This window comes from Enterobacter sp. 301B (assembly GCF_003850715.1).
In the GTDB taxonomy this organism is placed as follows: domain Bacteria; phylum Pseudomonadota; class Gammaproteobacteria; order Enterobacterales; family Enterobacteriaceae; genus Enterobacter; species Enterobacter intestinihominis.
In genome coordinates this window covers 180,659-200,613 of sequence record NZ_PQTC01000008.1, presented here as the reverse complement: position 1 = coordinate 200,613, position 19,955 = coordinate 180,659, and the positions used below count along the sequence as shown (strand labels likewise).

14 protein-coding genes are annotated in these 19,955 nt (G+C 56.1%); 4 read left to right on the top strand and 10 right to left on the bottom strand.

Going from position 1 to position 19,955, the window contains the following annotated elements:
- Positions 1-22 precede the first annotated feature (22 nt).
- The 10 genes from C3451_RS11625 to lrp form a co-directional block, all read right to left on the bottom strand.
- Positions 23-544, bottom strand: coding sequence for an anti-virulence regulator CigR family protein (locus C3451_RS11625; RefSeq protein WP_032624534.1), 522 nt, complete (start codon positions 542-544; stop codon positions 23-25).
- Positions 545-667: 123 nt separating this feature from the next.
- Positions 668-1,816 (bottom strand): MFS transporter, encoded by a 1,149-nt coding sequence (locus C3451_RS11620; RefSeq protein ID WP_023299720.1) that lies wholly within the window; start codon positions 1,814-1,816, stop codon positions 668-670.
- A gap of 274 nt (positions 1,817-2,090) precedes the next feature.
- A complete protein-coding gene (locus C3451_RS11610) occupies positions 2,091-2,954 on the bottom strand; it encodes a dimethyl sulfoxide reductase anchor subunit family protein (protein ID WP_023299719.1) in 864 nt (287 codons plus the stop codon).
- 1 nt (position 2,955) lies between these two features.
- Positions 2,956-3,573 (bottom strand): DMSO/selenate family reductase complex B subunit, encoded by a 618-nt coding sequence (locus C3451_RS11605; RefSeq protein WP_063153539.1) that lies wholly within the window; start codon positions 3,571-3,573, stop codon positions 2,956-2,958.
- A gap of 10 nt (positions 3,574-3,583) precedes the next feature.
- Positions 3,584-6,028, bottom strand: a complete 2,445-nt coding sequence (gene dmsA, locus C3451_RS11600; protein ID WP_045623373.1) for a dimethylsulfoxide reductase subunit A — start codon at positions 6,026-6,028, stop codon at positions 3,584-3,586.
- A gap of 211 nt (positions 6,029-6,239) precedes the next feature.
- The gene (serS, locus tag C3451_RS11595; RefSeq protein ID WP_003858266.1) at positions 6,240-7,532 is read right to left on the bottom strand and encodes a serine--tRNA ligase; all 1,293 of its coding nucleotides are present in this window, start codon (positions 7,530-7,532) and stop codon (positions 6,240-6,242) included.
- Positions 7,533-7,624: 92 nt separating this feature from the next.
- Positions 7,625-8,968, bottom strand: a complete 1,344-nt coding sequence (gene rarA / locus C3451_RS11590) for a replication-associated recombination protein RarA (protein WP_045623372.1) — start codon at positions 8,966-8,968, stop codon at positions 7,625-7,627.
- A 9-nt stretch (positions 8,969-8,977) separates the two neighbouring features.
- On the bottom strand, positions 8,978-9,592 hold the full coding sequence (lolA, locus tag C3451_RS11585) for an outer membrane lipoprotein chaperone LolA (RefSeq protein ID WP_022647618.1): 615 nt from the start codon (positions 9,590-9,592) through the stop codon (positions 8,978-8,980).
- 127 nt (positions 9,593-9,719) lie between these two features.
- Entirely contained in the window at positions 9,720-13,385 is a 3,666-nt protein-coding gene (locus C3451_RS11580; protein ID WP_045623370.1) for a DNA translocase FtsK 4TM domain-containing protein, read from the bottom strand.
- Positions 13,386-13,520: 135 nt separating this feature from the next.
- On the bottom strand, positions 13,521-14,015 hold the full coding sequence (gene lrp / locus C3451_RS11575; RefSeq protein WP_000228469.1) for a leucine-responsive transcriptional regulator Lrp: 495 nt from the start codon (positions 14,013-14,015) through the stop codon (positions 13,521-13,523).
- Positions 14,016-14,558: 543 nt separating this feature from the next.
- Between lrp and trxB the strand changes: the two genes are divergently transcribed.
- From trxB to aat, 4 genes are all read left to right on the top strand, one after another.
- Positions 14,559-15,527, top strand: a complete 969-nt coding sequence (gene trxB / locus C3451_RS11570) for a thioredoxin-disulfide reductase (protein WP_028012555.1) — start codon at positions 14,559-14,561, stop codon at positions 15,525-15,527.
- A gap of 114 nt (positions 15,528-15,641) precedes the next feature.
- Entirely contained in the window at positions 15,642-17,408 is a 1,767-nt protein-coding gene (cydD, locus tag C3451_RS11565) for a cysteine/glutathione ABC transporter permease/ATP-binding protein CydD (protein WP_045623369.1), read from the top strand.
- Positions 17,408-19,129, top strand: a complete 1,722-nt coding sequence (gene cydC, locus C3451_RS11560) for a cysteine/glutathione ABC transporter ATP-binding protein/permease CydC (RefSeq protein WP_045623367.1) — start codon at positions 17,408-17,410, stop codon at positions 19,127-19,129. Before cydD ends, cydC begins: the two co-directional genes overlap by 1 nt.
- Before the next feature lie 45 nt (positions 19,130-19,174).
- The gene (gene aat, locus C3451_RS11555) at positions 19,175-19,879 is read left to right on the top strand and encodes a leucyl/phenylalanyl-tRNA--protein transferase (RefSeq protein ID WP_023299713.1); all 705 of its coding nucleotides are present in this window, start codon (positions 19,175-19,177) and stop codon (positions 19,877-19,879) included.
- Positions 19,880-19,955 lie beyond the last annotated feature (76 nt).

Genomic DNA, 19,955 nt, shown 5'->3' with positions numbered 1-19,955 from the left:
GAAAACCGGGCCTTTTTATATTCTATTTAAAGACGCCGTTAATCACGGAAGTCACAATCGCGGTACTCAGCGCAATTAAGACCAGGTCGTCACCCACCACGCGCCATTCATAGCCCGGATAAGAAGGAAGCTGACCCAGCATATCGGCTGGCACGGTTTTCTTCGCAATACCCGGAGGCAGTGGCTTACCGCGCGCCAGGTTTTTCGCAATACCCGGAGGCAGAGAGTCGTAGCCCGTTAAGCCGTAATTCAGTGCCAGATGGCGGGCATGATCGAAGCTCACGCGGACGTCAACATCATGACCAACATCGTTGCTGTTTTTAAAGCTCTTATCCGATTTCCCTGGATTATCCTGGCCGTTATTGTGCTTATTACCATGGTTACCAGCGTTCCCGTTACCATGATTGCCGCTATTACCTTGTCCGCCACCGTTTCCGTGACCACCGCCATTCCCGTTTCCTGGATTAGCCATGGCCGGAGCCGTTGCAAACGTTAAAGCCAACACTACGGCAAGTGCGGTAGTGGAAAAACGACGAGTAGACATGATTGCTGCCTTTTAGTGGTAGAACTCATTTGAATTATCGCCAGGCAGTAAAAACTCACAATAAGTAAAAGTCTTATATGTGACAGGGACAAAAAAGCCTGTCATCGACAGGCTTTTATTTAATCAGGCATGTGCCACTGGCGTTGGGTGCTCGCCCGCTTTGCGCAGCAACATTAACAGATAAATAAACGATACGCTGGCGATCATGATAAACAGCAGATTATCAGAGTAATTTTGCATGAGCATAGCGGTAAAAGTCGGCCCCAGTAAACTGCCGATGGTGTAACTCAGCAACAATGCCTGGTTCATCGCCACCAGCTGGTGATGCTCAACTTTCTCACAGGCCCAGGCCATCGCGACCGGATAGAGCGTAAAACCCGCAGCCCCCAGAATGAACAGCGCAGGCGCCATCGCGGCGTTGCTGAGCATGGCGAGACAGCCCATGATGACCACGAAAACCTGGACGCGCAGCACCAGCAGACGACCAAAGCGGTCCGCCAGGCGGCCAATCGGCCACTGGCCGACAATCCCCGCGCTGACCATCACCGCCATCCAGAAACCGATCCCGGAATCGCTGACGCCCTGATGGTTAAGATAAAGCGGCATCAGGCCATAGAGCGACCCCAGCACAATCCCGGAAATAATACAGCCGTTAATCCCCAGGCGCGCATGGCGCAGTCTCAGCATCGGCCAAACGTGCGTGGCCTCCTGATGCTCACTGCTCTGGTTCACGATACGGGTAAAGAGCAGCGGCAGAATTGCGGCCAGCACCATCCCTGTTACCCATGGCAGAACGCTCATCAGGTCGGTTGGGAATTTGCTGACCATCAGTTGTCCCAGAACGGTACCGACGTAGTAAACCATCATATAAGCCGCCAGCAGACGCCCGCGATTACGGGACGTGCCGCTGCACATCAGCGCACTTTCAACCACCACCCAGATCATGGCGCAGCCAACGCCCGCAATAAAGCGCCAGACCATCCAGCTCCAGAAGCCGACCATCAGTCCTAAACCGGCGCATCCGACGGCAAAGATCAGCGACGCCAGATAATAGCTGCGGTTAAAACCAAAGCGCTTAATAAGGCTGCCCGTTAATAAGGTGCCCAGCAGATTGCCCGTAAAAAAGGACGAGCTAACCATACCCACCTGCCAGGTTGGTAAGTTTTCATGGGCGAGCCATAGCGGGACGAGTGTGTTCAACACCGCGATCGCCAGGGTCAGCAAAAGCAGGCCACAGAGCAACAAAAGCACCGGGCGGGTATAGGTGGTCATGGATTAAAAACCGTGAGGAAGTTCAGATTTCGTGCGCATCATGCCACTGGCAAAAACAAAGTCAATCCACCGATTCAGGCGTCACGCACGATATGCGCCTTGTCGATTTAAAAAACTCATCCTGCTAATGCAAAGCCTGCTACCAATATTAATTATCTATTTGTTTTTATTTATTTCCGGGAATTTTTACAACGAAACATCAGTCGAAAAATTTCATGAATGAAAAAAGAAAAGCCGGGCACTATGTCCCGGCTTTTTATGACAAAATCTAAAATTAGCTGGCGACAGCCATACCGACCGTCATATGCAGACCGTAAAATACGCCGCGACCAATTAACTCCCCTGCCAGCACCAGCACAAAGGCCAGTGACAGCAACGGTAGCGCAGGCGCGTAACCTTTAAGCTGAGGGGCAATCCAGCACACCAGCGCCGCCGTCAGCAGCACCACACGCCAGGCCATCAGAGAACCGTAATCCGGTACCAGCGCCGAAGCCTGTTGGATAGAGCTGTGAATCGTCGCCAGCTCCGCTCCCTGCATAAGCGCTACAACGGTACTGATGACCAGTGCCAGCAGCGAGACCGCGGGCAGCAGGCGCATCGCCCAACCATTAATGCCAGCTACACGCAGAAGCAGATAACCCAGCAGCGGCCCGCCAATAAACATGGTCAGGAAGAAGCTCATCGGCGTCCAGACGCTGTACCAGGTCGGAACGGTATCGATGGTGTTGTACACCCGGACCATCATCCAGACGAAGACAACGCCCAGTACCATGGTGACGATGAGCCACAACGCACGTAACCCTGACGGCAGCTTTTTCAGCGCTGCCAGTAACCACCCCAGCCCGCCAACTGCAAAGAAGATTGCGCCGCTGGCAATCTCGTTACTCAGCGAAGAGGCACCTACGCGGTTCAGGGAGTTAAACGCGCGCATCGGTGAGCCCAGGTGCAGCGTAGAGGCGATAAACCCAATCCCCATCAACACCCACAGGCCAAACATGCTCAACACTAAACGCTGCTGCTGTTCAGCATTGAGGTTCCCTTTTAACAGCGCCAGCGCAAGGACGATAAACCCGCCTGCCACGCACTGCCCAAAGACCGTGAAGATCATAAGCGGCCATTCATGCCATCCACTTCCCATCTCACACCTCCTTCGGGTTTGCCAGGTAGCCGGTGGTATCACCCGTCGGACGGCTGTTGGCGTTAGGTTTAATCACAATACTCGGCTTCGTGAAGTGCGCAGACGGCAGCGGCGCGACCGCAGCAAGCTGACCGTGTTTTTTACGCAGCTCTTCAACCGGGCCAAAGTCCAGCGCGCGCAGCGGGCAGGACTCGACGCAGATGGGCTTTTTGCCGTCCGCCACGCGGCTGTGGCAGCCGTCGCACTTGGTCATGTGGCCTTTAGCCGCGTTATACTGCGGCGCGCCGTACGGGCAGGCCATGTGGCAGTAGCGACAGCCAATGCAGACATCCTCGTCCACCACCACAAAACCGTCGTCGCGCTTGTGCATTGCCCCGCTCGGGCAGACCTTAGTGCAGGCCGGATCTTCGCAGTGGTTGCAGGCAATCGACAGGTAATAGGCGAAGACGTTCTGATGCCAGACGCCGTTATCCTCCTGCCAGTCGCCGCCCGCGTATTCATAAATACGACGGAAGCTGACGTCCGGGGTCAGATCTTTGTAATCCTTGCAGGCCAGCTCGCAGGTTTTACACCCGGTGCAGCGGCTGGAATCAATAAAAAATCCATACTGGGTTGTCATCGGTTACTCCTTACGCCTTTTCAACCTGAACGAGGTTTGTGTGGGATGGGTTGCCCTTCGCCAGCGGCGATGGACGCTGCGTAGTGAGAACGTTGATGCAGCCCGCCTGATCGATACGGTTCGCATCCGGGTTATACCAGGCCCCTTCCCCCAGCGCGACAACGCCAGGCATCATGCGCGGAGTCACTTTAGCTTCGATATGCACTTCGCCACGTCCGTTGAAGATACGTACGCGATCGCCATTACTGATGCCGCGCGCTTTCGCATCCATCGGGTTGATCCACATCTCCTGTCGGCAGGCCGCTTTCAGAACGTCAACGTTGCCGTAGGTGGAGTGAACACGCGCTTTGTAGTGGAAACCGGTTAACTGAAGTGGGAATTTCTCCGTCAGCGGATCGTTGTAGTTTTCGAAGCCAGGCGTATAGATCGGCAGCGGATCGATAACGTCCCCTTCCGACAATTCCCACGTTGCGGCAATTTTTGCCAGCTCTTCGGAGTAGATCTCGATTTTGCCCGACGGCGTGGTCAGCGGATTGGCCTGCGGATCGTCGCGGAAGGCTTTATACGCCACGTGATGCCCTTCCGGATCGCGCTGCTTGTACATGCCCTGCTTGCGGAAGGTATCGAAGTCCGGCAGGTCTGGAATGGCTTTGCGTGAGAGCTCGTGCAGATGGCGCATCCACTCTTCCTGAGTACGCCCCTCTGTGAACTGCTGCTCAACGCCAAGACGTTTCGCCAGCTCGGACGTCATCTCATAGATAGTTTTGCACTCGAAGCGCGGTTTGATGGCCTGGTCTGTGAAGATCACATAGGACATGTTGCCGCAGGAGGCGTCCAGCGCGAAATCCATCTGCTCAGAGGCGGTGCAGTCTGGGAGCAGAATATCGGCATACTTCGCCGATGAGGTCATGTGGCAGTCGATCACCACAATCATTTCGCACTTCTTGTCGTCCTGCAAGATTTCGTGGGTGCGGTTGATCTCTGAGTGCTGGTTGATCAGGCAGTTACCGGCATAGTTCCAGATCATTTTGATTGGCACATCCAGCTTATCTTTGCCCCGAACACCGTCGCGTAGCGCGGTCATTTCCGGGCCGCGCTCGATCGCGTCCGTCCACATAAACATGGAGATGCTGGTCTGAACCGGGTTATCCAGCGTTGGCATACGTTCAAACGGTACTTCATACGAGCCTTCACGCGCCCCGCTATTACCGCCGTGAATGCCGACGTTGCCAGTCAGAATCGAGAGCATAGAAATAGCGCGGGTGGCAATTTCGCCGTTCGCGTGACGCTGCGGTCCCCAGCCCTGGCTGATATAAGCCGGTTTTGCTGAACCAATTTCACGGGCCAGCTGAACAATACGTTCGACTGGAATGCCGGTGATGGTGGATGCCCACTCAGGGGTTTTCGCTACCCCGTCGCTGCCCTGACCAAGAATATACGCTTTGTAATGCCCGTTAGCCGGTGCGCTGGCTGGCAGCGTCTTCTCGTCATAGCCGACGCAGTATTTATCAAGGAACGGCTGATCGACGAGGTTTTCAGTGATCATCACATACGCCAGCGCATTGACCAGCGCCGCATCGGTACCAGGGCGGATAGGGATCCACTCGTCTTCTCGCCCCGCGCCGGTATCGGTGTAGCGCGGATCGACGATGATCATACGTGCGTTGGATTTGGCGCGCGCCTGCTCAAGATAATAGGTTACCCCACCGCCGCTCATACGCGTTTCGCCCGGGTTGTTGCCGAACAATACCACCAGCTTGCTGTTTTCTATATCCGACGGGCTGTTACCGTCTGCCCAGCCGCCATAGGTGTAGTTCAGGCCCGCGGCAATCTGTGCGGAAGAGTAGTCGCCATAATGGTTGAGATAGCCGCCGCAGCAGTTCATCAGGCGCGCTACCAGCGTTTTACCCGGCGGCCAGGAGCGGGTCATGGTGCCGCCCAGCGTCCCGGTGCCATAGTTCAGGTAGATGGATTCGTTGCCGTATTCTTTGATCAGGCGCTGCATGTTGGTCGCGATAATATCGTAGGCTTCGTCCCAGCTAATGCGCTCGAACTTCCCTTCCCCACGCTTACCGACACGCTTCATCGGATATTTCAGACGATCCGGGTTATAAACGCGACGGCGCATTGAGCGGCCACGCAGACAGGCACGAACCTGGTGTAACCCTTCGTAGTTATCATCGCCGGTATTGTCGGTTTCAACGTATTTGATTTCACCGTCCACAACATGCATACGCAGGGGACAACGGCTACCACAGTTAACGGTACAGGCACTCCACACCACTTTTTCCGGGGCTGAAGCGGGAGACAGAGCCTCCGCCGCCGACGCCAGACGGGTAAAAGGAAGCGTAAAGGCGCTGCTGGCAACCGCCAGACCACCTATTGCCGTGGTTTTCATCAACCCACGGCGAGTGACCTCGGCAGCCATTAACGCTTCAGGCGCTTTGATTTTCATAAAGACTCACTTTGGTTGCTCACAAAGAAAAGAGAGGCGGCGCATACCGCTATGTAGTTTTATATATAACGAATTCCTTCGTTACAGGTGTTTTATGCTAACTTTCGTTCGGAGGAGTATTACTACTTTAGAGGGAGGGAATATTGCGTCGTATCAAATCAAAGATATAAAAAAAGCGCCCTGAGGCGCTTTTTTGTTTTGCAGCAAAATATTAGCCGATGAACTGCTGGCCTTTCATGTAAGGACGCAGCACCTCAGGGATCTCAATACGACCATCTGCCTGCTGGTAGTTCTCCAGCACGGCAACCAGCGTACGGCCAACCGCCAGACCAGAACCGTTCAGGGTATGAACCAGACGGGTCTTCTTGTCGGACTTGCTGCGGCAACGCGCCTGCATACGACGCGCCTGGAAATCCCAGACGTTAGAGCAAGAGGAGATTTCACGGTAGGTGTTTTGCGCAGGCACCCAGACTTCGAGGTCGAAGGTTTTGCAGGCGCCGAAGCCCATGTCACCGGTGCACAGCGCCATACGGCGGTATGGCAGCCCCAGCAGCTCCAGCACTTTCTCTGCGTGACCTGTCATCTCTTCCAGCGCGTCCATAGACTCTTCCGGACGAACGATCTGCACCATCTCAACTTTATCGAACTGGTGCATACGGATCAGACCGCGCGTATCACGACCGTAAGAACCGGCTTCAGAACGGAAACATGGAGAGTGCGCAGTCAGTTTGATTGGCAGATCGTCTTCGTCGATGATCTCATCACGCACGAGGTTGGTCAGCGGCACTTCCGCGGTTGGGATCAGCGCGTAGTTGCTGCTGTCAGCTTCTTCGTCCAGCGGACGGGTATGGAACAGATCGCCGGCAAATTTCGGCAGCTGGCCTGTACCGTACAGCGTATCGTGGTTAACCAGATACGGAACGTAGGTTTCGCTGTAGCCATGCTGCTCGGTGTGCAGATCCAGCATAAACTGCGCCAGCGCGCGGTGCAGGTGAGCAATCTGACCTTTCATTACCACGAAGCGAGAACCGGTCAGCTTAACCGCAGCCGCAAAGTCCAGGCCCGCGTGCATTTCGCCCAGCGTCACGTGATCGCGCACCTCGAAGTCAAACTCGCGAGGCGTACCCCAGCGTTTCACTTCAACGTTGTCGTTTTCGTCTTTGCCGACAGGGACGCTGTCGTCAGGAATGTTCGGGATCGCCAGAGCGATATCACGAATTTCAGCCTGAAGAACGTCCAGTTCAGCTTTCGCCTGATCCAGCTCTTCACCCAGTTTGTTCACTTCCAGGCGTAATGGCTCAATATCTTCCCCGCGCGCTTTCGCCTGGCCAATGGATTTCGATCGAGAATTACGCTCTGCCTGCAGATTTTCTGTTTGTACCTGCAAAACTTTACGACGCTCTTCAAGAGCGCGCAGCTTATCTACATCCAGCTTAAAGCCCCGGCGTGCCAGTTTTTCAGCGACTGCGTCTGGCTCATTACGCAGCAGATTGGGATCGAGCATGCTTATCCTGTGCTTATCGAATTAAAAGAGGAAAAAGTGACCACAGCCTGCGGCCACAGAGATATATTGCCAACATTACCGCAACGATTGAACTAACGGTAGCGTTTTATAGGGCTATTTTGATCCTGTCCGGCAAGCCAGGCGAGCTTTTCGCCAATCTTACCCTCAAGACCTCTGTTTGTGGGGTGATAATAGCGGGTTTGTGCCATCTCCTGCGGGAAATACTCTTCCCCGGCGGCGTAGGCGTTGGGTTCGTCATGGGCGTAGCGATACTCCTGCCCGTAACCCATCTCTTTCATCAATTTGGTAGGCGCATTGCGCAGATGAACCGGCACATCGTAGTCCGGACGTTCACGTGCATCCGACATCGCCGCTTTGAAGGCGGTATACACCGCGTTACTTTTCGGTGCGCAAGCCAGATAGACAATTGCCTGCGCAATGGCACGCTCGCCCTCCGCAGGCCCGACGCGGGTAAAGCAGTCCCAGGCGGAAATAGCGACCTGCATGGCGCGTGGATCGGCATTACCGACATCTTCTGACGCAATCGCCAGGCAGCGACGCGCGACATATAACGGATCGCCACCGGCGGTGATGATACGCGAATACCAGTAGAGCGCCGCATCCGGAGCGCTGCCGCGCACGGACTTATGTAAAGCAGAGATGAGGTCGTAAAAACGATCGCCTTTATTATCGAAGCGCGCGCTACGCTCACCGGCAATTTCGGTGAGCAGTTCAGGCTTTAATACGCGCTTGCCCGCATCGTCCACTTCGGCCATATCGGCCATCATTTCGAGCGTGTTCAACGCACGACGGGCATCACCGTTAACCAGTTCGGCGATAGCAAGACGCGTCTCGTCCGGCAGAACGATATCCTGCCCGCCGTAACCACGCGCGTTGTCCTCCATCGCCTGCGTCAGAACTTTTTCGATATCTTCCGTGGTCAGCGATTTAAGCAGATACACGCGCGCCCGGGAGAGCAGCGCAGAGTTCAGTTCAAACGACGGGTTTTCCGTGGTGGCGCCGATAAAGAAAATCGTACCGTCTTCAATGTGCGGCAGAAAGGCGTCCTGCTGGCTCTTGTTGAAGCGGTGAACTTCGTCGACAAACAGAATGGTGCGACGTCCGGCATTGCGGTTTTGTCGCGCCCGCTCGATCGCCTCGCGGATCTCTTTCACCCCCGACGTGACCGCCGAGATGCGCTCAACGTCCGCGTTGGCATAGCGGGCAATCACTTCAGCGAGCGTGGTTTTTCCGGTGCCGGGTGGCCCCCAGAGGATCATGGAGTGCAGATGCCCCGCCTCAATAGCGCGCGGCAAGGGTTTCCCCGCAGCCAGCAGATGTTGCTGACCGATGTACTGCGCTAAATTTTCTGGCCGCATACGGGCGGCCAGAGGTTGAAACGCATTATCTGAAAAATCGAGCGACAGGTTGCTCACTCATGCCTCTTACTTATTGCGTTGGTCGTCCACCGTTACGCCCTGCGGCGGGGTAAAGGTGAATTTCGATGCATCAATGGCGCCGTTTTGCTGAGACTTCAACTGATAGCTGCTGCGCTGATCGTCCTGCTCAACCGCGCCGAACTGATTGATGGTACCGTTGCTGCTCACGTTAATGGTGAACTGCTTCAGATTACCGTTGCTGCCTTTTGGCGTAAGGACGAACTCATCACCGTTTTGTTTGATGTTGTACTGCTGCCAGTCGCTGGACTGGTTACGGGCAATGAGCATAAACGGCGTATTGCTGGTCGCGTCTTTTAGCCAGGTGGCGGTCGCCTGCTCAACAAACGGATTGTAGAACCACAGGGTTTTACCGTCAGACACCAGAACGCTTTCATCCGGCTGGGTCATGTGCCAGTTGAACAGATTTGGGCGTTTCACCCACAAATCTCCCTGGCCTTCCTGCACCGCGTTGCCGCTGCCGTCAGTCACTTTTTGCGTGAAGCTGGCGTGGAAACTGCTCACTTTATCCAGTCGGCTTTTAAGGTCGCTGGCTGCATCAGCCCAGACGCTGCTGGCAACAAAACTGGAGAGTAATGCACAGGCGATGGCGATTTTTTTCATTGTTATTCCTTAAAATACGTCTTCCCGATATGGGGGTTCCGTTTCTATTCTGTACCTGCCCGAAGGCAGGCGACAGAAGAATATGCTTAATTTTTGCTGATTTACCCTTCTTTGCAATCGCTGAAGATTACTCAAAAGGCGGTGGCGCCAGCACCTCACGGTTACCGTTGTGCCCCTGTTCGCTCACGATGCCCTGGGCTTCCATCTGCTCAATGATACGCGCCGCGCGGTTGTAACCGATACGGAACTGGCGCTGCACGCCGGAGATGGACGCTTTGCGTTTTTCGGTGACGAAATTAACCGCCTGGTCGAATAACGGATCCAGCTCTTCGCCGCCGTCAAAACCACCGCCGCCACCTTCGTTTTCGCTGTCAGAGGTGATGCCGTCAACATATTGCGGTCGCCCGCGCGCTTTCCAGTCCTGCACAACCGCGTGCACTTCCTGGTCGCGAACAAACGCACCGTGAACACGCACCGGCGAGGTGGAGTTCGGCCCGGAATAGAGCATATCACCCATCCCCAGCAGCGACTCTGCTCCGCCCTGGTCAAGGATAGTACGGGAGTCAATTTTACTCGACACGGTAAACGCGATACGGGTCGGGATGTTTGCCTTAATAAGACCGGTGATTACATCCACGGACGGACGCTGCGTTGCCAGTACCAGGTGGATGCCCGCCGCACGCGCTTTCTGTGCCAGACGCGCAATCAGCTCTTCCACTTTCTTGCCAACGGTCATCATCAGGTCGGCAAATTCATCCACCAGCACCACGATGTAAGGCAGTTTTTCCAGCACCGGATGCTGGGCATCCATGCTGTCACCCGGCTTCCAGTATGGGTCCGGAATCGGACGGCCCATACGCGCCGCCTCGGCGATTTTCTCGTTATAACCGGCCAGGTTACGCACGCCCAGCGCCGACATCAGCTTGTAGCGACGCTCCATTTCATTGACGCTCCAGCGTAATGCGTTGGCGGCGTCCTTCATGTCGGTAACCACTTCCGTTAACAGATGCGGAATGCCTTCGTAGACGGACAGTTCGAGCATTTTTGGGTCGATCATGATGAAACGCACGTCTTCAGGCTGCGCTTTGTAGAGCATACTGAGGATCATGGCGTTCACCCCGACCGATTTACCCGAGCCTGTTGTACCCGCAACCAGCAGGTGCGGCATCTTCGCGAGATCGGCAACCACCGGATCGCCGGCGATATCTTTACCCAGCACCACGGTCAGCGGGGACGGGTTGTCGCGGAATTTGGTGTTATCCAGAACTTCACGCAGATAAACGGTCTGGCGTTTCTTGTTTGGCAGCTCAAGGCCAACGTAAGGCTTGCCTGGGATCACTTCCACCACGCGTACCGCCACGGTGGACAGAGAACGCGCCAGGTCGCGGGAGAGGTTAGAAATACGCGCCGCTTTTACGCCCGGTGCCAGGTTCAGTTCGAAACGGGTGATCACCGGGCCCGGTGAGTAGTTCACCACGTCCGCTTTAATGCGGAAGTCAGCCAGACGCGCTTCCACCAGACGGGCCATCTGCTCAAGGGCAAAGGTATCCACCGGCTCGACTTCCGCTGGCGGTGGCGTTAACAGATCCAGCGACGGCAGCGGCGTACTTGGTCGTTGCAGCGGTCGGCTGTCTCCGTTACGCATCAGCAGCGGGTGAATCAGGCTCTCCTGCGGCTGTGGTGCTGGCTGCTGGAACTGTGGCTGAGGCGGTTGAGAAGGTGTCTGCGGCTGCGCATACGCCTGCGGCGCCGGCTGTTGCGGCTGCCCGTAAGCCTGTGGTGCAGGCGGCTGACGCACCGGCTCCGCTTCCGGCATTACGCTCGGCGTGAACAGCGGTTCGCTTGGGCCATCATCCACCAGATCTTTCATTGGTGAGAATTCGAAATCCGACAGCGAGAACGGGTTTGCCCCCGAAGGTTGCTCACCGGAATAACGCTGCTGCTGCGTTGCTGCAAACTGGCGCGCCAGCTCCGCTTCGGCCGCATCATCCTCGTCCTGCTGTGAAGGCACGTCATGCTGATACTCTTCGCCGTAACGCTGATTCTGCTGGGCAGCAAACTGACGCGCCAGCTCATCCTGATGTAGTTCGTCGGCATCATCTTCGTAGTCGGACTCACGGGCTTTTTCTTCCGCCATACGCTGGGAAGGCAGTTTAATGCCATAAGAGGCCAGCTCCCGGCGAGTCGGTACGCGCACGCGGTTAGGGCGCGGCAGCTGTGGACCAATGCCCTCTTTCACCTGAGGACGCGGGGCGCTGTCGGTTGCCGGGCTGAATAGCGGAGCGGACGCGGCAGCGGCTGCCGTTGCCTGCTTCACGGCTTCTGCACCCGACGCAACGGCTGGCGTAGGTTCTACAGGTGGAACGCTGACCGAAGGCGCTTTTGCAACAGGCTCCTGCACCGGCTCGGGCACGGGCTGATACCAGGCGGCAAGCTGCTCGCGCTCACGGGCGCGGCGCTCTTCCACTTCTTCAAAATAGTATAATGGCGGACGGGATGGCTTCGCTTCCTCCACCACTTCGGGTTCAGACACCGGTGCAACGTATGGCTGTTCAGGTACAGCGGGTTCGGGCGTATAAGCCTGATACGGTTGTTGCGGCACGCTGGCAGGTTCAGGCGGCTGATACGGTTGCTGCCACTGTTCCTGCTGCACAGGAATATAACTTTCAGGCTCAGGCGCAATGGTCGGTTCAGGCGTATGGACGCCTGGCGCAGTCTGCCAGTCTACCTGCGGTTGCTGGATCGCGGACTCCGGTGCCGGAACAGGCGAGGACGGCATCACGGCTTCAACAGGCGCAACATGGGCCTGCGCAGCCGTCGTTGCGGCAGCAGCAGCGGCTACCGGTTCAGTCACGGAGTGGCCATTCAGCAGCGGATCATATTCGTCATACTCTCCCGGCGTGGCTCGATGGCCAGAGAACAGTACGTCATCAGGGTCGACGGCCGCACCGCGATACTCAATCTGCTCGTCTTCATCCATACGTTTGCCGGAGAACAGCGCGGCATCCGTTTTACGGCCTAACGGGTTAGCAAATTTTTCAGCGACGCGCTGGCGGCGCGCCAGAGCACCGCGCAGAATACGCGCGCGGCGAGATTCACGCCGCTGTACAGGCGCCTCGTCTTCCTCTTCGTACTCATCTTCATACTCGTCTTCATCGACCCACGTATCGTCACGACGGGTACGGTTGCTGGCGAACGTCAGCAGCGTCAGAATAAAGCTGCCGATCTTCTCAGCAATGCTCACCCAGGACCAGCCGGTAAACAGCGTCAGGCCCGCCGCCCAGATACAGAGCAGCGCCAGCGTGCCGCCGCTGCTATGAAGCATCGGTTGCAGCGCGGAGCTCAACAGGCTGCCGATCACCCCGCCGGAGGCGAAGTACCAGATATCATCAGCGTTGATCGCCGCCAGCCCACAGGAGGTGAGGATCAGCGCCAGGGCGCCAATCAGGCGCAGCGAAACGGCAAAATAATCGATGTAGTCGTCGTTCTGTCGATGACGCCAGGCAAACCAGCATCCGCCAATAATGATGACGGGAAGGGTATAAGCCATCACTCCGAAAATGAAAAAGAGCGTGTCCGCAAGCCAGGCACCGGGAACGCCACCTAAGTTATGAATAGGCTCATGCCATGCGGTTTGCGACCAGCTGGGATCTGAGGGGTTGAAACTGAGTAAGGCGGCCATCAGCCAGACGGCAAAAAGGGCAATAACAATCAGTAACGCCTCGAGGAGACGACGTCCGCTGCTTAGCTTAGATAATGTGACTTCTTTGTCTTCAGTGTATTCCTGGCTCAAGAAAGGCTCTCCAGGTATCAGGCATGGCCTGCCTGTGTGCTAAAACGGACAACAGCGCCGGGACTCCCCGGCACTGTTGCTGTATGGATTAACAGGAGTGTAATCAAACTACACTGATTTTGCACCTGTTCCGTGTTAGCGCGTCTTAATAACCAGACGATTGCTCTGTTTGACCTCTTCCATCACCACATAAGTACGGGTGTCGTTCACGCCTGGCAGACGCAGCAGGGTTTCACCCAGCAGCTTACGGTAGGCGGACATATCAGGCACACGGGTTTTTAACAGGTAGTCAAAATCACCGGAAACCAGATGACACTCTTGAATTTCTTCAAGTTTTTGTACAGCGGCGTTAAATTGCTCAAACACATCCGGCGCACCACGATTCAGAGTAATCTCAACAAATACCAGAAGTGAGGCATCCAGATAATGCGGGTTTAGCAGAGCCGTATAGCCCTGGATAAAACCCTGTCTTTCCAGTCGACGCACACGCTCAAGGCACGGCGTCGGGGAAAGTCCCACACGTTTTGAAAGCTCGACGTTGGAAATACGCCCATCCTTTTGCAATTCATTAAGAATGTTACGATCGATACGGTCGAGATCTTTGCCAGGGCGCTTCTTGCTATCTACCATTATTATTGTCTCTCTGTATTCCTTCCCTACTCCTGCCTGGACCCTGTGCACATCACTGTTCAGAGCCTGCACCCGTTATTCATCACATCGCCTGGTTATGTATTAGATGCGATGTGGATTCGGGTTCTGCGGTAAGAAGACCGTTGCCCGAAAGCAGTCACAGACATCACGTATGGCGTCTGTCCACACCATGCGTAGATTTCACTGACCCGGTAAAAATGGCATTTACGTGCATGTCTATTCGACATGCAGTTCATGCGTCTTTTTTTCTTCCTTGAATGTTTTCGCAAAAGCGCAGGGGATTGTCAAAGCAAAACATCGATTTTTAGTACAAGATGCCAGATATTCATTACGGGGGGGTATTAATCATCATTTTATTGCCTTATAAACGCGCGATTTTCAGTAGCAGACGTGATATGACCGTGTCTGATCCATAGGGCGTGACTATTGCATATATCGGAAGCAAAACTGTCGTGCTCTTTTTTTACGGCAACAAATTCCCTACAATCCAGCCCATTGCCTGCCAACAACAATGGGGATCTCATGGGCACGACCAAACACAGTAAGCTGCTAATCCTTGGTTCTGGACCTGCGGGATATACCGCAGCGGTCTATGCTGCACGCGCTAACCTGCAACCGGTACTGATTACCGGGATGGAAAAAGGCGGTCAGCTGACCACCACCACGGAAGTGGAAAACTGGCCGGGCGACCCGAACGACCTGACCGGGCCGCTGCTGATGGAGCGCATGCACGAGCATGCTGCTAAATTCGAAACCGAAATCCTGTTCGACCACATTAATAAAGTGGATTTGCAGAACCGTCCGTTCCGTCTGACCGGCGACAGCGGTGAATACACCTGCGATGCGCTGATCATCGCTACCGGTGCCTCTGCCCGTTATCTCGGTTTGCCGTCTGAAGAAGCATTCAAAGGGCGCGGCGTATCAGCCTGTGCGACCTGCGACGGTTTCTTCTATCGCAACCAGAAAGTTGCGGTGATCGGCGGCGGCAACACCGCTGTGGAAGAAGCGCTGTATCTGGCAAACATTGCCTCAGAAGTACACCTGATCCACCGTCGCGACACCTTCCGCGCGGAGAAGATCCTGATCAAACGTCTGATGGACAAAGTGGCGAGCGGTAACATTGTGCTGCATACCAACCGTACGCTGGAAGAAGTAACTGGCGATCAGATGGGCGTCGCGGGACTGCGTATCCGTGATACCCAGAACACCGATAACGTCGAAACGCTGGAAGTGGCAGGCCTGTTTGTGGCAATCGGTCACAGCCCGAACACGGCCATTTTCGAAGGCCAACTTGAGCTGGAGAACGGCTACATCAAAGTGCAGTCTGGCATTCACGGCAATGCGACGCAGACCAGCATCCCAGGCGTCTTCGCGGCTGGCGACGTGATGGACCATATTTATCGTCAGGCGATCACCTCTGCGGGCACCGGCTGTATGGCCGCGCTGGACGCAGAACGCTATCTGGACGGACTGGCAGAACAAGGTAAATAATCTTTACAAGTCAGTAACAAACGTAAATAAAGGCGGCCACTGGTCGCCTTTATTTTTGCTCACGTGTAACATGCAGATGTCTAATTTCTTATAACGTCACCTGCAAAGTACGCAATGGAAAAAACCCGTCAACAAGAGTTAACGCGCTGGCTGAAACAGCAAAGCGTTCTGTCCCGCCGCTGGCTTATGATCTCCCGCGTTCTGGGATTTATCAGCGGTCTGTTGATTGTTGCCCAGGCATGGCTGCTGGCCCGCATTCTCAATCATATGATCATGGAGAGCATCCCGCGCGAAGCGCTGCTGCTGCCGTTTATCGTTCTGGTGCTGGTTTTCGTCCTGCGTGCGTGGGTGGTCTGGCTGCGAGAACGGGTTGGGTTCCATGCCGGCCAGCACATCCGCTATGAGATCCGCCGCAAAGTGCTCGACCGGCTTTCGGAAGCCGGGCCTGCGTGGATCCAGGGCAAACCGGCCGGTAGCTGGGCGACGCTGATCCTTGAGCAAATCGACGATATGCACGATTACTATGCGCGTTATCTTCCACAGATGGCGCTGGCAGTGTTTGTGCCTCTGATGATTGTTATCGCCATCTTCCCTGTTAACTGGGTAGCGGCTCTGATCCTGATGGGGACCGCCCCGCTCATCCCGCTGTTTATGGCGATGGTCGGCATGGGTGCGGCAGATGCTAACCGTCGCAACTTCCTTGCGCTGGGTCGGTTGAGCGGTCATTTCCTGGACCGTCTGCGCGGAATGGAAACCCTGCGGATCTTTGGTCGTGGTGAAGCGGAAACCGAAAACATTCGCCTGGCGTCGCAGGATTTTCGTCAGCGCACCATGGAAGTGTTGCGCATGGCCTTCCTTTCTTCCGGCGTGCTCGAGTTCTTTACCTCCCTGTCGATTGCGCTGGTGGCGGTTTACTTTGGCTTCTCCTACCTCGGCGCGCTGGACTTTGGCCACTACGGTACGGCGGTCACGCTTTCCGCCGGGTTCCTGGCGCTGATCCTGGCCCCGGAATTTTTCCAGCCGCTTCGCGATCTCGGCACCTTTTACCATGCCAAAGCGCAGGCGGTGGGTGCTGCCGACAGCCTGAAAACCTTTATGGAAACGCCGCTGGCGCATCCGGAGCGTGGTGAGGTGACGCTGAATACGAACGATCCGGTGACCATTGAAGCACAGGATTTTTCTGTTCTGTCGCCTGAAGGCAAAGTGCTGGCCGGCCCGCTGAACTTCACCCTGCCTGCCGGGCAACGTGTGGTGCTGGTGGGTACCAGCGGCTCAGGTAAAAGCTCATTGTTGAATGCGCTGTCAGGTTTTATGGCGTACACCGGATCGCTGCGTATCAACAAAACGGAGCTGCGCGAGCTCGATCCTGATGCCTGGCGTAAACAGCTAAGCTGGGTGGGTCAAAACCCTCAGCTGCCTGCCCCGACGCTGCGCGAGAATGTGCTGCTGGCAAGGCCGGATGCACGTGACGATGAGCTGCAATCGGTCCTCGACCGCGCCTGGGTCAGCGAGTTTTTGCCGCTGCTTGCGCAGGGTGTCGATACCGTCATTGGCGATCAGTCTGCCGGGCTGTCAGTGGGCCAGGCACAGCGCGTCGCGGTTGCCCGTGCGCTGCTGAACCCCTGTTCGTTAATGCTGCTGGACGAACCCGCCGCCAGCCTGGACGCTCACAGCGAGCAGCGCGTGATGGATGCGCTTAACGCAGCCTCACGCCAGCAAACTACCCTGATGGTGACCCACCAGCTGGAAGGTATTACCGACTGGGATCAGATCTGGGTGATGGAAAACGGACACATTGTTGAGCAAGGCGATTACGCCGCGCTTGTTGCCGCGCAGGGGCCCTTTGCGACCCTGCTGGCGAACCGTCAGGAGGATATCTGATGCGCGCCCTGCTTCCCTATCTTGCTTTGTATAAACGCCACAAATGGATGCTGACGCTCGGGATCGTACTGGCGATTATCACTCTGCTCGCCAGCATCGGCCTGCTTACGCTTTCTGGCTGGTTCCTCTCCGCATCTGCGGCCGCAGGCTTTGCCGGGCTATACAGCTTTAACTACATGCTGCCTGCCGCCGGGGTGCGCGGCACGGCGATTACGCGAACTGCCGGGCGCTACTTCGAACGCCTGGTCAGCCACGACGCGACCTTCCGCGTGCTGCAACACCTGCGTATTTATACGTTCAGCAAATTGCTGCCCCTCTCCCCTGCCGGGCTGGCACGTTTTCGGCAGGGCGAATTACTCAACCGCGTAGTTGCGGATGTGGATACGCTGGATCACCTCTATCTGCGCGTCATCTCGCCCATGGTGGGCGCGTTTGTGGTGATTGTCGTGGTCACGCTGGGGTTGAGTTTCCTGGATGTTCCCATCGCACTGACGCTCGGCGGCATCATGCTGATGACGCTGATTATTCTGCCGCCCCTGTTTTATCGTGCAGGTAAAACCACCGGGGAGAACCTGACGCGTCTGCGCGGGGAATACCGCCAGCAGCTCACCTCCTGGTTGCAGGGTCAGGCCGAGCTCACCATTTTTGGTGCCAGCAAGCGCTATCGCACCCGTATGGAAAATACGGAACTGAACTGGCATGAAGCCCAGCGTCGCCAGTCTGAACTGACCGCGTTTTCTCAGGCGCTGATGATGTTAATCGGTGGGTTTGCCGTTATCGCCATGCTCTGGATGGCCTCCGGTGGCGTGGGCGGTAACCCGCAGCCTGGCCCGCTGATTGCGCTGTTTGTTTTCTGTGCCCTGGCAGCCTTCGAAGCCTTAGCCCCGGTCACCGGCGCCTTTCAGCATCTCGGCCAGGTGATTGCCTCTGCGCTGCGCATTACGGATATTGCAGAGCAGGAGCCGGAAGTGAAGTTCAGCGCGGGTCAAACCATCGTGCCGGAGCAGGTCGCGCTGACGCTCAGCAACGTCACCTTCGCCTACGACAAGCAGGCGCAAAACGCGCTGGAAGATATCAGCCTTTCTGTTGATGCCGGGCAGCGCATTGCGATCCTTGGCCGTACGGGATGTGGCAAATCGACGCTTTTGCAACTCCTCACGCGCGCCTGGGACCCGCAGCAGGGCGAGATTCGGTTTAACGACCTTCCGCTGTCTGATTATAGCGAAGCGGCCTTGCGTAAAACCGTCAGCGTCGTGCCCCAGCGTGTGCACCTGTTCAGCGCTACGCTGCGCGATAATCTTCTTCTGGCGGCACCGGACGCCTCTGACGATACGCTGCGGGCGATGCTGGAACAGGTTGGGCTGCACAAGCTGCTTGAGGACGACGGGTTGAACAGCTGGCTGGGTGAAGGGGGCCGACAGCTTTCCGGCGGCGAACTGCGTCGTCTGGCCATCGCGCGCGCCTTGCTGCACGATGCGCCGCTGATGTTGCTGGATGAACCGACAGAAGGTCTGGATGCGACAACCGAGAGTCAAATTCTTGATTTACTGACAAAGGTGATGAAAGGCAAAACCGTGCTGATGGTCACTCACCGCCTGCGCGGGCTGGTGAGTTTAGATCGAATAATTGTGATGGACAACGGACACATAATTGAGCAAGGTAATCACGCAGAGCTGCTGGCAAAACAGGGTCGCTACTACCAGTTTAAACAGCGCCTGTAGACTATATTTGTAGCGTCCTCTCTCGCGTACTGGAGTTCTGTTGTCATGCGCCTGGTGCAGCTTTCTCGCCATAATATTGCGTTCCCTTCTCCGGAGGGGGCGCTGCGTGAACCTAACGGATTGCTGGCTTTGGGCGGCGATCTCAGCCCGGCGCGTCTCTTAATGGCTTACCAGCGCGGCATCTTCCCGTGGTTTTCTCCCGGCGACCCGATTTTATGGTGGTCTCCGGACCCGCGAGCCGTGCTGTGGCCCGGGCAGTTTCACCTGAGCCGCAGCATGAAACGTTTTCACGCAAATTCGCCCTATCGCGTCACGCTCAATCACGCCTTCGGGCAGGTAATCGAAGGCTGCGCTGAAGATCGTCATGAAGGCACCTGGATAACCCGCGATATCATTATCGCCTACCACCAGCTTCATGAGCTGGGCTACGCGCACTCCATCGAAGTATGGAAAGATGATGACCTCGTTGGGGGAATGTACGGGGTGGCGCAGGGCACGCTTTTCTGCGGCGAGTCGATGTTCTCCCGCGCCACGAATGCGTCGAAAACCGCGCTGCTGGTTTTTAGCCAGGAATTTGCCCAACGCGGCGGACAACTGATGGATTGTCAGGTGCTGAATGAGCACACCGCCTCGCTCGGCGCGGTTGAAATTTCCCGCCGACGCTATATCGAACACCTTGAACAGTGCCGACAGGAGACTCTTCCGCGCGATTTTTGGGTTCCCAGAATGCTCTTTATGCCCAATGCCTAAATGTTTTCCGCATATTTTTTATGAGGGTGTTATAATTACGCCGCAGAGTAGCTTCTGCCTGTTGCCCCGCCGCCGT